This window comes from Cupriavidus sp. CPT47-8839-RL05A, assembly GCF_058792255.1.
This window is the reverse complement of record NZ_JBYTEG010000010.1, coordinates 201,271-214,818: the sequence shown is the minus strand read 5'-3', so window position 1 is coordinate 214,818 and position 13,548 is coordinate 201,271. Positions and strand designations below refer to the sequence as shown.

General features: G+C 66.4%; 12 protein-coding genes. 4 read left to right on the top strand and 8 right to left on the bottom strand.

Features of this window, described 5'->3' with window-relative positions; all coding sequences use genetic code 11:
- Nucleotides 1–5: 5 nt before the first annotated feature.
- The 4 genes from AC3WVS_RS14775 to AC3WVS_RS14760 are packed head-to-tail and all read left to right on the top strand — an operon-like array spanning nucleotide 6 to nucleotide 4,456.
- Nucleotides 6–1,796, top strand: a complete 1,791-nt coding sequence (locus AC3WVS_RS14775; RefSeq protein WP_492319242.1) for an acyclic terpene utilization AtuA family protein — start codon at nucleotides 6–8, stop codon at nucleotides 1,794–1,796.
- Entirely contained in the window at nucleotides 1,793–2,608 is an 816-nt protein-coding gene (locus AC3WVS_RS14770) for a GntR family transcriptional regulator (protein ID WP_492319241.1), read from the top strand. Before AC3WVS_RS14775 ends, AC3WVS_RS14770 begins: the two co-directional genes overlap by 4 nt.
- A gap of 40 nt (nucleotides 2,609–2,648) precedes the next feature.
- Nucleotides 2,649–3,410 carry a cupin domain-containing protein gene (locus AC3WVS_RS14765; RefSeq protein WP_492319240.1) on the top strand — a complete coding sequence of 254 codons (762 nt, stop codon included), beginning with the start codon at nucleotides 2,649–2,651 and terminating at the stop codon, nucleotides 3,408–3,410.
- A 53-nt stretch (nucleotides 3,411–3,463) separates the two neighbouring features.
- On the top strand, nucleotides 3,464–4,456 hold the full coding sequence (locus AC3WVS_RS14760; RefSeq protein ID WP_492319239.1) for a Bug family tripartite tricarboxylate transporter substrate binding protein: 993 nt from the start codon (nucleotides 3,464–3,466) through the stop codon (nucleotides 4,454–4,456).
- A gap of 159 nt (nucleotides 4,457–4,615) precedes the next feature.
- On the opposite strand, the gene AC3WVS_RS14755 is transcribed toward AC3WVS_RS14760, so the two are convergent.
- The 8 genes from AC3WVS_RS14755 to AC3WVS_RS14720 form a co-directional block, all read right to left on the bottom strand.
- The gene (locus tag AC3WVS_RS14755; protein WP_492319238.1) at nucleotides 4,616–4,867 is read right to left on the bottom strand and encodes a transporter; all 252 of its coding nucleotides are present in this window, start codon (nucleotides 4,865–4,867) and stop codon (nucleotides 4,616–4,618) included.
- A gap of 132 nt (nucleotides 4,868–4,999) precedes the next feature.
- Nucleotides 5,000–6,655 (bottom strand): bifunctional 3-(3-hydroxy-phenyl)propionate/3-hydroxycinnamic acid hydroxylase, encoded by a 1,656-nt coding sequence (locus AC3WVS_RS14750; RefSeq protein ID WP_492319237.1) that lies wholly within the window; start codon nucleotides 6,653–6,655, stop codon nucleotides 5,000–5,002.
- A gap of 34 nt (nucleotides 6,656–6,689) precedes the next feature.
- On the bottom strand, nucleotides 6,690–8,618 hold the full coding sequence (locus AC3WVS_RS14745; RefSeq protein WP_492319236.1) for an acyl-CoA synthetase: 1,929 nt from the start codon (nucleotides 8,616–8,618) through the stop codon (nucleotides 6,690–6,692).
- A 31-nt stretch (nucleotides 8,619–8,649) separates the two neighbouring features.
- Entirely contained in the window at nucleotides 8,650–9,672 is a 1,023-nt protein-coding gene (locus AC3WVS_RS14740) for an alcohol dehydrogenase catalytic domain-containing protein (RefSeq protein WP_492319235.1), read from the bottom strand.
- Nucleotides 9,669–10,625, bottom strand: a complete 957-nt coding sequence (locus AC3WVS_RS14735) for a fumarylacetoacetate hydrolase family protein (RefSeq protein ID WP_306848089.1) — start codon at nucleotides 10,623–10,625, stop codon at nucleotides 9,669–9,671. Before AC3WVS_RS14735 ends, AC3WVS_RS14740 begins: the two co-directional genes overlap by 4 nt.
- Nucleotides 10,626–10,673: 48 nt before the next feature.
- On the bottom strand, nucleotides 10,674–11,795 hold the full coding sequence (locus AC3WVS_RS14730; RefSeq protein WP_492319234.1) for a VOC family protein: 1,122 nt from the start codon (nucleotides 11,793–11,795) through the stop codon (nucleotides 10,674–10,676).
- Between the two features lie 530 nt (nucleotides 11,796–12,325).
- Entirely contained in the window at nucleotides 12,326–12,613 is a 288-nt protein-coding gene (locus AC3WVS_RS14725) for a hypothetical protein (RefSeq protein ID WP_492319233.1), read from the bottom strand.
- Nucleotides 12,614–13,228: 615 nt separating this feature from the next.
- The gene (locus tag AC3WVS_RS14720) at nucleotides 13,229–13,522 is read right to left on the bottom strand and encodes a helix-turn-helix domain-containing protein (protein ID WP_306848091.1); all 294 of its coding nucleotides are present in this window, start codon (nucleotides 13,520–13,522) and stop codon (nucleotides 13,229–13,231) included.
- Nucleotides 13,523–13,548: the final 26 nt, after the last annotated feature.

The following is a 13,548-nucleotide window of genomic DNA, read 5'->3' as shown; positions in this document are numbered from 1 at the left end:
TGGGAATGGATGTGAAAACGGTACGCATTGGCGGGGCTTCCGGGTTCTGGGGCGACAGCAGCGTTGGCGCGCCACAGCTTGTGCGCCACGGCGATATCGATTACCTGGTGTTCGACTACCTGGCCGAACTGACCATGTCGATTCTCGCCGCTGCCCGATTGCGCAAGCCGGAACTGGGTTACGCCACCGATTTCGTGACGGTGACAATGAAGGCCCTGCTCGGAGAGATTGCCGAGCGCGGGATCCGCGTGGTCAGCAATGCCGGTGGCATGAACCCCCACGGGTGTGCGCAGGCCATTGCCGCGCTGGCCGCGGAACAGGGCCTGACGCTGCGCATCGCCGTGGTGGAAGGCGATGACGTGATGCCCCTGCTTCCACAGCTGCGCGAAGCCGGTGTGCAGGACATGCAGAAAGGCCGCCCCCTGCCGGAGAAGGTGGTCAGCGCCAACGCGTACCTGGGGGCCTTGCCGATCAGACAGGCGCTGGACCAGGGCGCCCAGATCGTCATCACCGGACGCTGCGTCGACAGTGCCGTGACGCTCGGCGTGCTGATGCACGAGTTCGGCTGGCAGGCGGACGACTATGACCGCCTGGCGCAAGGCAGTCTGGCCGGGCACATCATCGAGTGCGGGTGCCAGGCGACGGGCGGCTTGCATACCGACTGGGAAAGCGTCCCCGACTGGCACGACATCGGCTATCCGGTGGTCGAGTGCCGTGCCGACGGCACCTTCCTGGTCGGCAAGCCGCCCGCCACCGGCGGACTGGTCAATACCGCCACGGTCGGCGAGCAGGTGCTGTACGAGATCGGCGACCCGGCCACCTACCTGCTGCCAGACGTCACCTGCGATTTCACGCAGGTGACCCTTCGGCAGGCCGCACCGGACCTGGTGGAAGTCAGCGGCGCGCGCGGGCGGGCCCCGGGCAATGCCTACAAGGTCTGTGCCACCTATGTCGACGGCTTTCGCTGCAACGCGCAGCTTTCCATCGTCGGCATCGACGCGGTCGCCAAGGCGGAACGCACGGCGCAGGCGATCCTTGCCCGCACGCGCAAGCTGTTCGGGGAGAACGGGTGGGGAGACTACAGCCGCACCCACATAGAGGTGCTGGGAGCGGAGTCCTGCTTCGGGCCACATGCTGCCGCGCGCCACACCCGCGAGGCGGTGATGCGGCTGGCGGTCATGCACCCCGAGAAGGCGGCGCTGGAACTGTTCGCGCGGGAAATTGCCGCGGCGGGGACCAGTTGGGCGCCGGGCACGACGGGCTCGGCCGGAGGGCGTTCCAGTCCCTCGCCATCGATCCGCCAGTATGCATTCCTGCTCGACAAGAGCGCCCTGACCCCAGCGGTGGTGATGGACGGCGTACGCAGAGGCGTCACCGTTCCTTCGGGCAGCCCGGTGGCACCAGTCGCGCCCGCGGCACTTCCAGTCGCTGAACAAACGGGCGCCGGCCCTGCGGAACACGATACCGTCGAAGTTCCGCTGATCCGGCTTGCCTATGGCCGCAGCGGCGACAAGGGGGATACCTCCAACATCGGGCTGATCGCCCGCCGGCCGGCGTACCTGCCCGTGCTGCGTGCCGAAGTGACGGTCGCGCGCGTGGCGGACTGGCTTGGGTACCTGGTGAAGGGGCCGGTGACATGCTACGACCTGCCCGGCTTCGACGCCATGAACTTTGTCTGCGAGTCGGCCCTGGATGGCGGCGGCATGGCGTCGCTGCGCAATGATCCACTCGGCAAGGGCATGGCGCAGATCCTGCTGACCATGCCCGTGCGCGTGCCGCGGGAGTTGTTGCCATGACGAGCCATGCGTCCAACGCCGCTGCCAATGAGGGCGTCATCCTGGCCGACGACGGCATCGGCGGCGTGACGCGATATCGACAACTGGCCAGCGTCATCCGGCACAAGATCGTTTCGGGCGAGTATCCGGTGGGCATGCAACTGCCAACCGTGGACAGCCTCGCGCAAACCTACGGGATCGCCAAGGTCACCGTGCGCCAGGCCTTCGCCGCGCTGACGGAAGAGGGGCTGGTCAGCAGCCAGCGCGGTCGTGGGACCCACGTCATGAAGCAGCCGCCAGCACCCGGAGAAGGCCTGCGCTCCGCCATCAATGACGAATCGGCCCATGGCAGCGAGCTGGAAATCCGCATCCTGGAAATGCGCGAGGGCGTGGCGCTGCGGCCGGGGCTGGCCCGTCGCGGCACGCCGATGGACAGCTATGTGATGGTCCGCAAACTGCATTTGCATGGCGGCACGCCCTTCTGCCTGATCGAGGTGTATGTGGCGTCGTCGGTCTTTGCCCGCTTTCCGCGCGGTGGCGAAAAGCACCACAAGCTCGGTCATCTGCTGCGCCAGGTCGAAGGCGATCGCCTTGGCATGATGCAGCAGACCATGACGGTTGAGCCGGCCGACTACATCCTGGCACGCGATCTCGCCTATGGCTTCGGGGCGCCAATCGCCAGGATCATCCGGTCGACGCTGGACGTCGACGGCAATGTGCTGCTGGCAGGGGAGTTCTGGTATCGCGGCGACCGGTTCATCCTGGATGTGGAAATGCCTGCCAAGCTGACCGAGCACTACCCCGCGCTCGCCATCCCCGACAGCCGCCGCTGAGCGCGACAGACTTCACTGTTCAAGCGAGGAGACATCCGAAATGACATCATCCTTTGTACGGAGGGCCACCGACGTGCCCGCGTACGCACCGGCCAACCACACGGGAACGGCGAACCAGCGCATCATCGGCAAGGAGACTGTCGGCGCGCGCCGGCTCGAGGTCCTGCTCGGCACGATTTCCCGGGGCCACGGCGCATTGCCGCATGCACACCCGGACCTCGAGCAGGCGTCGTTCCTGCTCGCCGGCGAGGGTCTCGGCGAACTACCTGGAAAGCAGCGCATCTTGCGCGCAGGGGACTGGAGCTTCAATGCGGCCGGCGTCTTCCATCGCTTCGAGGTCATCAGCGACGAACCGGTACGGGTGATGGTGGTCTACGCGCCCCCGTACAGCGAAAACCCCAACGCAGCAGTGACCGCGACCGGCCCGGATGACCCGCGCCTTCAGGCCGGTGCCGCCGAGGTCCGCGATGTTCCCGCCAGCACCGAACCGATCACCCTGCCGCACTACCGTGGCGCGCTCGCCAGGCCGGTCATCACACGCCAGACCGTCGATTCCCGCTTTCTCGACATCTACATGGTCGACCTCGATCCCGATGGCGGCGCCGAGCCGCACAAGCTTGGCGAGACCGAGCAGGTGCTCTTCGTGCGTGGCGGCACGATTCACGGTCGCATCGAAGGCGAGCGCTTTGCCGCCGGGACTGGGGAGTGGGTCTACGTACCCGAAGGTGCGGAGCTCAGCCTCGAAGCGGCGGACGGGACGTGCGAGCTGATTGTCATTCGCGCACACGATCCGCTGTCCTGACGCAAGCTCGGCCAAATCAATCCATCAGATCCCAAGATGCGGGAGGAGACAAGATGATCCAGCGATTTCCCCGGCGACGCATGCTCGCCCTGCTGTCCGGACTGGCCGCTGCTTGCGCGGCCCCGCAACTGGTGTGGGCAGCGAGCCCGAGCGAGTATCCGGACAAACCGGTCCGTGTCGTGGTGCCGTTCCCTGCAGGCAGTGGCACGGACAACATCGCGCGCTACATCGCGCGGACCATCACGGCCCAGACCGGACAGTCCGTCGTCGTGGAAAACCGCCCCGGTGCCAACGGGTTCATCGCGGCCACGGCGGTCGCGACGGCGCCCGGAGATGGGTACACGATGCTGATCACGACAAATACCACCCACGCGGCCAATGCATCCCTGTTCAGGAAGCTGCCCTATGATCCCATCAAGGACTATGCGCCGGTTTCGCTGATCGCCAAGAGCGGATTGGTCCTGGTGGTGCCATCCGACAGCCCCGTGCAGAAGGTGGCGGACCTGACCACGCTGGCGAAAAGCCGGCAAGGCAAGATGACCTTCGCCAGCGGCAGTTCTTCCACCCGGGTCGCCAGTGAGCTCTACAAGATGATGAGCGGCGCATCGGCACTGCATGTGCCCTACAAGGGCGTGCCGCAGGGCCTGACCGACTTGATGGGCCACCAGGTCGACTTCATGATTTCCGACATCAATCCGGCCCTGCCCCTGATTCAGAACGGCAAGCTGCGCGCGGTCGCCGTGACCACGTCCAGCCGCCATCCCCTGCTCGGCAATGTCCCGACCATGGCGGAAAGCGGCCTGCCAGGGTACGAGATGACGGCCTGGGTTGCTGCCTTCTTTCCTGCCAATACGCCAAAGCCGGTGGTCGCGCGGATGAGCCAGCTGATTCGACAGGGATTGACGAACCCGGCGGCTACCGAATACTTCAGCCGGACAGGAGGCCAACCCTCCCCATCGACGCCAGAAGAGCTGGCCGCGTTCGTGCGCGGCGAGGCCGTGAAATGGGCTGAGGTGATCAAAGCCGCCGGCATTCAGCCGGAATGACCGGCGCCGTCGGGGAGCGTCGGGAATACTCGGCCGGCCCCCTGGCGGCAGTCAGAACATCGGGATCATGTCGGACCTGGGTAAAGTTCCCGTGCTTGGCATTGCGCGACGATGTCGTCGCCATGTACTGCACGGTCAATGCCACATCGACCACCGGGATCATCGTCGTGAAGAACGCCCCCAGGTTGTTGAACTGAGACGGCTTGCGCCCAGCGGATTGTTCTCGTCGTCCTGGTACTGCTGGATCCGGATCCCATGCACGCCCACAACCCCGATCGGCGTTTTATACCCGGCAGCGAACTCCACGCCGAACCAGTTGCCGCTGCGTACATCGTTGTCCCGGTTGCGGCTGTTCAGGCCCGCGGATATCTTGGCCGCGACGGCCAGGTTCGATGTGGGCAGATAGGCCACCTGGATGGCCGGTGTGTTCGCCCGGGGTTATCGCGGGATGCCTCTGGCCGGCGGCGCACCTTCGCCCAGCACATCTCCAGCACATCGCTGGCGCGCGGGGGCGCACGCCACAACGATCAGGGCAAGCCGATGTCAGGCGGCGGCCTGCAAAGTGCGAGGCAAGCCTTCGGGCAGCGGGCTGTCCGCGCCGAGCATCGCAAGCGATTCGCGCACGATATCGTCGAGGGCCTCGAGCGGGCCATCGTGCAGCACGGTGCGGTCGGGGCGCACGACCGCGATCCAGCCGACCGGTGCGGCGCCGGGCACGAGCTGGTCCGACATGTCCTCCCACGAAGGTCCGCCCTGCCCTTCGTGCGCCTCGAGCGCTCCGCGCCCGGCTTGTCCGCAATGGCGCAGCTGCACAATGTCGCCACCCGCCTGCTGCCACGCGGCGAGAAGGCTGCGGCTCAGCCGCGGCGCGGGATCGCAGCCGAATCCCGCCAGCACGAGCCGCGCCCCGAGCGCATCGTCGCTCGGCACGATAGGCGCGCCCGGCCCGCGGCGCACCAGCCCTTGCGGCAGCAGACCGCCGCGCACCAGCCTCGCGCGCGTCTTGCCGCGCTGGAACAGGCCGCGCCTGAAACGCGCGGGCGGCTTGATCTTCAGGTCCTCGAATAAGGCTCGCGCCCAGGGCATGCGCTGCATCAGCGCCATCGCGCCATGGACGGCGAATGCAGCCAGCCGGTTGCGCGGCATCACCAGCCGGCCCATCAGGAGCGCCAGGTTGATGATGGAGCGGGCGTGTGGGCGCCGCTCGGTGTCGTAGGTGTCGAGAATGGCGGGCGCCGCCCTTCCCTGCACGACCCAGGCGAGCTTCCAGCACAGGTTGCCCACGTCGCGCAGCCCGGCAACGAGCCCCTGGCCGACGAAGGGCGGCGTGATATGCGCGGCGTCGCCCACCAGGAAGGCGCGGCCCCTGGAGAAGAGATCGACGATGCGCGCATGGAACCGGTAGACCGCTGTGCGCTCGATCGTGATGTCCTCCGGTTTGCACCAGGGGGCGAGCAGCTCGCGGATCTTGTCCGGCGATTCCATCTGTTCACGCGTCTCGCCGGGCTGCAGCATGAACTCCCAGCGTTGCCTGCCGCCCGGGGCAACCATGTGCGGCGTAGGCCGGCGCGGGTCGCACAGGAATTCGACATGGTCGATCGGGTCGGGCACGTTCAGGGCGTCGACGACCAGCCAGTCCTGCGTGAAGGTCTTGCCTTCGAAGGCAAGGCCGGCGTGGCGCCGCACGAAAGAATTGGCGCCGTCCGCGCCCACGATATAGCGCGCGCGCACGGTGGCCATGTCACTGCCGGGAAGGCTTACCGTGGCGCGCACCGCTTCACCGTCGTCGTCGAAACCGGTGAGATCGGCGCCAAGCGCGATGCTCACGCAGGGATAGCGGCTCAAGCGGGCGCGCAAGGCGCGTTCGAGATCCGGCTGGTAGAACGTGACCAGTCGCGGGTGGCAGTCCATGGTGCCGGCTGTGTTGGCACGCGCGTATCTGCCGAACAGCGGCGAGTGCATCTGCACCTTGGCAATGGCCAGCGTATCGAACGCGCCTTCCTCGAGCCCTGCCATCTGCAGGATGCGCAGTGCTTCGTTATCGAGCACGATGGCACGGGGCGCGGTGAAAATATCCGCGGCCTTGTCGATGGCCAGGGTACGGACGCCGTAGCGTCCCAGCAGGTTGGCCGCGGTGGCGCCGACCGGGCCCAGGCCCACCAGCAAGACGTCGACCTGCTCGGGCAATGTGGTATTCATGACCGGATTCTCTACGGGAGGGGACTCGGCGCGTTCACACCGGGCCGTTGAAGTCGAGCGGGAACGGAAACCGTCCGAGCAGGTCCTGCACGCGCGCCACGTCCGCAGCGGGGCATTGGACGAAGGCGACGGTGCCGCGCCGGATATCCGGCCCCACGCGCACGCTGGCGGCCGTGCCGGCCTGCGCCAGGATCTCTCGCAACACATGCTCGGCAGCGCGCATGCGTAGCTCCGCCCGGGCCACCTTGCCGACGGAGGTCAGCGGCATCTCCTGCAGGATGTCGATGCGCGCTGGTACGGCAGCGCGTTCCGGCACGAGGTTGCGCGCGGCCGCTAGCAGTTCGTCGGCAGCCGGGGTGAAGCCTGGCTTGAGCATGACGTAGGCGACTGGCAGTTCCCCGCTGTGCGCATCCGGCTGGCCGACCGCGGCCGCCATCGCCACGGCCGGATGCTGCAGCAGGGCGTCCTCGATCATCGCCGGATCGATGTTGTGGCCGCCACGGATGATCAGCTCCTTGGCGCGGCCGGTCAGATGCAGATAGCCGTCGGTATCGAGATGGCCCAGGTCGCCGGTATTGAGCCATCCCGGTTTGAGCCAGATACCGCCATTGTCTTGCTCGCGCAGATAGCCAGGAAACACATTGGGGCCGTTGATGCCGATGACGCCGGTTTCGCCCGGCGCGCAAGGCTCGGTGGCGTGGCCAGAGCCGTCGACCTTCCAGGCGCCGATTGCCTGGTGCGGCAGGCGCAGGCCGACCGTGCCGAGGCGACGTTCGCCCTGCGGCGGATTGAGGGCCGAGACGCACGCGCCTTCGGTCAGACCGTAGCCTTCGTACAGCGGAATGCCAGCGGCGGCTTCGAAGCGCCGCGCGACCTCGGCTGGTAGCGGCGCGGCGCCGCAAAAGGCGAAGCGCAACGACGCAATGTCGGCGCCTTCCCGCGGCAGATCGGCCAGCGCGGCGTAGATAGTCGGCACGCCGCTGAAGCTGGTGGCGCGGAACCGTTCGACCAGCTTCCAGAAGTTCGGCATCACGCCCTGGCCCCGATAGCCGGCGGGCGTCAGCATCACCACCTCCCAGCCGCCATGGAACGCGGCAAGGCCGGTAATCATCGCGCCGTTCACGTGGAACAGCGGCAGGCCGCACAGGATCGTGTTTGGCGACGGGATCAGCGCCTTGAGCATCGACGCCACGAAGGCTTCATTGAGATGCGTGTGCATCGCAACCTTGGGCAGGCCGGTCGTGCCGCCGGTATGGAATTGCGAACAGATGTCGGTCGCCAGGATGCGGCGCTTCGAGACCAGTGTGTCCGACGGCTCGGCCGCCAGCGCCTGGTCGAAGCCGACGATCTCCACATCAGCGCGGCACGGCCTTGCCGCGGTGTCGAAGGCCGCGTCGACCCGCGCCCGCGCCGCTTCAGGAAGGTATGGCGCAGCGCTGACGACGAACAGGGTCCGCACCGAAGGGCAACGGTCGGCCACGGCGACGGCTTTGTCCCAGAGCGCGCTGTCAGAGACCGGGGCGCAGGCGACCAGCGCCTGCGCTCCGGTCTCATTGACGATGGCAGCGATATAGTCCACCTCCAGCATCGGGTTGACGGGACTGGCGATGCCGGCAGCTTGCGCACCCAGCAAGGCGTAATGGGTCTGGGGCAGATTGGGCAGCAGCAACGCCACCGCCGTGCCGGGGGTAATGCCGGCGCGGTGGAAGGCGTTGGCCGCTTGCGTCACGCGCGCCTTGAGGGTTGCGTAATCGACGACGAATTCCGGCGCGTCCGCCTCTCCGGTCATGACGAAGCGCAACGCAGTCTTGTCCGGCTGACTGTCGCAGGCACGGCACAGCAGTTCGTAAGTGTTCTGCGCGGGCAGCTTTTCCTGCCAGGGCGTGCGCTCGAAAGCGTCGATATCGGCCTGGCTCTGGATGCCGCCGGCGCGCGTCCCGCGGTCGTTCGTGTTATCGGGCATGTTTGTCTCCGTGTTGTGGCCCTGTCTTTTTCTAGAGTTCCCCTGGCAGCAGGACGGCCCGCCGGGGTTGGCCTTGCCCGACGTGCAGGAACGCCTGCCCGGCCTGGCTGAGCGTGAAAGTCTTGACCTCGGCGGGCGCGAGCGCCGCCGCGCAATCGGCCAGTGCCTGCAAGGCCGAAGGGTTCGGGCGGAAGGTCGTCCACCCATAGCGCGCGCCCTTCGGTATCAGGCCGCGCTTGCCACGCTTGCCGACCAGCGTGGCCAGCCCGCCCCTGAACAGTCCCAGCCGGTCGAAGTTGCCGAGCAACGGATGAACCGTGGTCGCATGACCGGCCGCGTCGGGCGCCAGCCGGTACAGCAGGTCCGCTTCGTCGTCCCAATTGGCGAAGTTCAGGGTGGCAGCGAAATGCCGCGGCAGGCGCGCCAGCGACTGGCGGTGGCGATCGACGAGTTCGTCGGCGCCAGCTGCCAGGCAGGCAACCAGCCCTTTGCCTCCGCCGACGGCGGTCACACGCGCGCCCAGCCTGTGCAGCAACCAGACCGCGATCTGGCCCAGGCCACCGGTCGCGCCGTGCACGAGCACGGGACGCCCGTTCACGGTCTCGCGGCAGATCCCGGCGTCGGCCAACGCGCGCGTCACGGTCAGGAAGTTGTACGGTAGCGTCGCCAGGGCGGCGGCCGGGATGGACGACGGCCTCAGGCGAGCGTGTTCGGCGCGCATCGCGACATGGGTGGCATGCGTGCCCGCACTCGATGGCGGCTTGGCGCCGAACACGGCATCGCCTTCGCGCAGCCCGGTCACACCCTGGCCCACCGCGCAAATCGTCCCGACAAAATCGTTACCGAGCACGAGCGGCATGCGCGCCGCGCCCATCAGAGAGAAAAGCCTGCTGCCGTAGCCGCCGCGGCGGCGCACATCGATGGGATTGACCGCCGCGGCCTGCACTTGCACCACGATCTCGCCCCGGCGCGGCTGCGGGCGGGGCGCCGGGCGCAGCCGCAACGCGAAGGCATCGCCAAAGCCGTCGATGGCGGCGATATAGCTGTCGCTCATGCCGCCACCACCCGATTGCGCTGCTCGCCCAGGTCGATGGCCCCGTCGTCGGTGCGGATCGCAGCGGTCATGACGTCGCCCGGCCGCAGGTAAGCCGGGTTGGACAAGCCCTTCTTGATAAAGACGCGCCATTTCGCGCTCTCGGACAGCACATGCCGGAACACCCACATAGCAAGCTTGCCAGGGGCACGGGCGGCGCATCCGGCCGGTGTGCCGGTGGCGATCAGATCGCCAGGTTGCACATCGTGCAGCGCCGACAGCTCGGTAAGCGTCTGGTGCGGCTTGAAAATCATGTCGCCGCAATAGGCGTCCTGGCGGGGCTGCCCGTTGACATGCAACTGCATGCGGAACTCGGGCCAGCGCCGCCATTCCTCTGCGTTCAACAGCACCAGGAAGGGCCCGACCGGACCGAAGCTGCGGTAGCTCTTGCCCTTGTAAAACTGCGCCTGCGGCAACTGGACGTCGCGCGCCGAAATGTCGTTGACGATGGTCACGCCGGCGAGGTACTCGTGCAGCTGGTCCGGCCCGACGCGGACCGCGCCGCTCAGCGGCTTGCGCACCACCAGACCGAGCTCGATTTCATAGTCGAGCAGGCGCACATGCGCCGGCCGCACCACGTCGGCATCGGCGGGCGCAAGGCAGGACGGGGCCTTGGTGAACAGGGTGTTAAAGCCGATCTTGTCGGGGTCCATGCCGGACTCACGCACATGGCTGGCGTAGTTGATGCCCTGGCACAGGAACTGGCGGTCAGACGTGACCGGCGGCAGCAGCGTGACGGCATCGAGCGGCAGCGTGGCCTGGTCGGGGGTGCTGCCCCACGCGGCTTCGAGGCCGTTCGCGACGAAGTCGGCGGTGCTGGTGGCGCCGCAAGACAGCGGCGCGATACGGCGGTCATGGACCACACCCCAGCCGGGCTCGCCGCCGTGGAGATATCGGACAACTTTGACGGACATTTGCTTTCCTTGACGTGAGGGGGTTCGTAGGGACGCGGTAGCGCAGGCTCAGAGCCAGGGCCGCGCCCGGGTCATCGCGCGCCCAAGCAGCTTCAGCCGCGCGGCAGAGAGCCGGCCGGCGCGCAGCAGCCGCGCAACCCGGAACACCGTAGCGAGATTGCGCTTGACGCCCATGCTGGCCGGGACGTCGTCGCCCCATGCCCAGATGCCGGACATTTCCAGCGGCACGTAGTGGGTTTCCCGGTCGGCGGTGAAGACATCGCCATCGGCGTAGTGCTCGAATTCCATGCCGTCCGGATCGAACCAGTAATCGAACAGCTGGCTGCCGAGCACATGGCGGCCAATCCCCCACATATGACGGTGGCCGTTCGCGCGCAGCACGTTGTGGCCCTGGCCGAGCGCATCGAGATCAAGCACTTCGTATGCGCTGTGCTCGTATTTCTCTTCGATGCCGCCTGCGAGCACCAGGGCGTGATGGTCCGCGGGCGTGCTGCCGAGATCCAGGCGGAAGAAGCAGAGATTGGGTGACCCGTCCTCCAGATACTGGACATCGGTCGGGATCAGGCCGAGATGACGCATATACCAGCGCGCCATGCCGCGAAAGTCGACGGTCTGGAGCACGACGTGGCCGAGCTTGACCACGGCCGCGGGCTCGAGCGGCGGCCGGACCATAGCGTTCACCCGCCGAAGCTGTCCCGGGTCGTTGATGCGCGAATGCAGCGGGTCACGCAATGGCAGCGGGTCGACCGGCTGCTGGCCGGTCACCAGCCACAGCAAGTTCCCGGCGGGGTCGGTCAGTTCGACGCCGGCGCCGCCGCCCGGAATCTCGTCGGCGCGCAGGCGGCGCGCATTCGCGTTGGCCTCGACGTGAACCAGGTCTGCCTCGCTGCGCACCGAAAAGGCCGCGCCGACATAGCGCGAGCGCTGGCCTTGCGTCGCAAGCATCAGGCACGGCTGGGGGCCGGCGCCGCGCATCAACAGCCGGCTGCCAGTGCGCGACACGCAGCGCATGCCGAAATCCGTCAGGAAAGTCTGCGTCGCTAGCAGGTCGCGCTTCTCGAACATCAGGAAGGCAAGCGCCTGGGCCTTGACCAGGGCTTCGGGCCGGTCGAGCTTCTGGACGAAGGCAGGCAGCGCGCTTTCGGGGAAGGCCGGCGGCGTGCGCAGCACGCCGCGGGGCGGGCGGGTCATGGCGTCTCCTGAAATGGCCAGGCGCCGCCTTAGGTGACGCCCGATGTTATGTCGACATTATCGTCATCCTGAGGTTTTTGTCAATATTAAAAAGCGACCTTCGTCCGCACCGGGATTGCGACGTATGCTTCATTCGGCGTGATTGGCGTGCGGGCCGCGTTTGCCGACTGGGGCCGAGCGCGAGCGCCTGCATGCTACGCGCTCCGTTGGCTATGTACGGGGCTCTATCTGGGCGGGTAGCGAGATCACGTCTTGACCATCATTCGTGCCAGGTCTCAGTTCGAAACACCCTGCTGGCCGAAAAATCAGTCGCCGATCTGGCCAAGGCCTCGGCGTCGCACAGGGCGTCTTTGGCCTCTTCGCCGCTTGGCTCATTCTCGGTATCGGAGTGGCTGCAGGGCTTTACGAACAATCTCAGCATGCCCCGCAGGACGGCAATTGAGCCACCGCCGGCCAAAGCCACATCGTCGCAGGCTTCTCGCGACGGCGCGCAGTCTCGGCGGCTTTCCTCATTCGCACTCGCCTTTGTCTTCGCCGCGACCTGGTTCATTAGCACCGCCATGGCGGCACCCTTGCCGCGATTGCTGCAGGCGGGCGGCGCGACGTTGGCCACTGCTGTGCTGGTCAGTGCGCTGATCGGCCCCGCTCAGGTGGGTGCCCGGATACTGGAGTTCGGCCTGCTGCGTAGGATCCATCCACTGCTTTCCGCCCGCAAGGCGGCTGCCCTTCACGCCGACGGTGCCATCGCGTTCGGCGTCGCCGAAGCGCCCGCTGCAACGCTGTTTGGGGTGCTGCATGGCGCAGGCAATGGCATCCTCCCGATTGCCAAGGGACCCTGCCGCTGTGATCTTTGGACCCAATGGCTATGGCCACCGTCAAGGCATCCTGATGGTACCCGCGCGCGTGGCCCGAGCCCTCGCGTCATGGCGCTTCGGCATCTGCCTGGATGCCTTCGGCGCCAAAGCGCTTTGGCTTTCGTCAAGCCTCGACTTCGGGGCGATCATGATGGTAATGGCCATCTGGCAAGGGCATGGAATCCCTGCTCGCAGCCGTGGCTTCGGTTGATTCTCCAATAAAGCTTCGAATGTCAGGTTACGGTCAAATCGGCTGTTGAGGTGGACTTGGCCAATGTCCGAGAAGGGTCGAGCGGAGACAGTCGACTGATCGCGCTGAACGGCCGTTGTAAACTCCCTTGGCTACATCCGCGCAAACACAGGCGGCACCACCTCTGATTGCGCAGGATAGTTCATGCCCTGTGCGAGCGATGCGGATCCCCCAGAAAGTTCATGATCCATGGACACGACAGGCATCGAGCCAGCTCACTGAGCCCTCATGCGAAGGGTGAGTCCATGAATTTCATTGTGCCCATCGTGGCCAGTGGAAAATTAATCGTCGGTCCAATTCGCGTGACATCATTCGTGTCTGGCTCCCATAAGTTGACGCAACTCGTCCTTAATCTGGCTCAAAAGCTTGTCGAATGCGTCACTATCTCTTGGGTCAAGATAGCTGTACGCCACAAGAGTGACCGGATGAATGGCTAACGCTCCTGCTATCTGATCCACCTTTTCCAGGGTTGGGCTCTTCAAGCCTCTCTCAAGCGAACTGATATAGGTACGGCTGCTCACGCTGTCCAGCGCCTCCTGGGAGACCCCTCTTAGCTTTCTAGCAGTCCGAAGGGCCCGACCAAAATTACGGGGAAGATCCATGAGATTTCTGCTTGGCAAATCCCAGA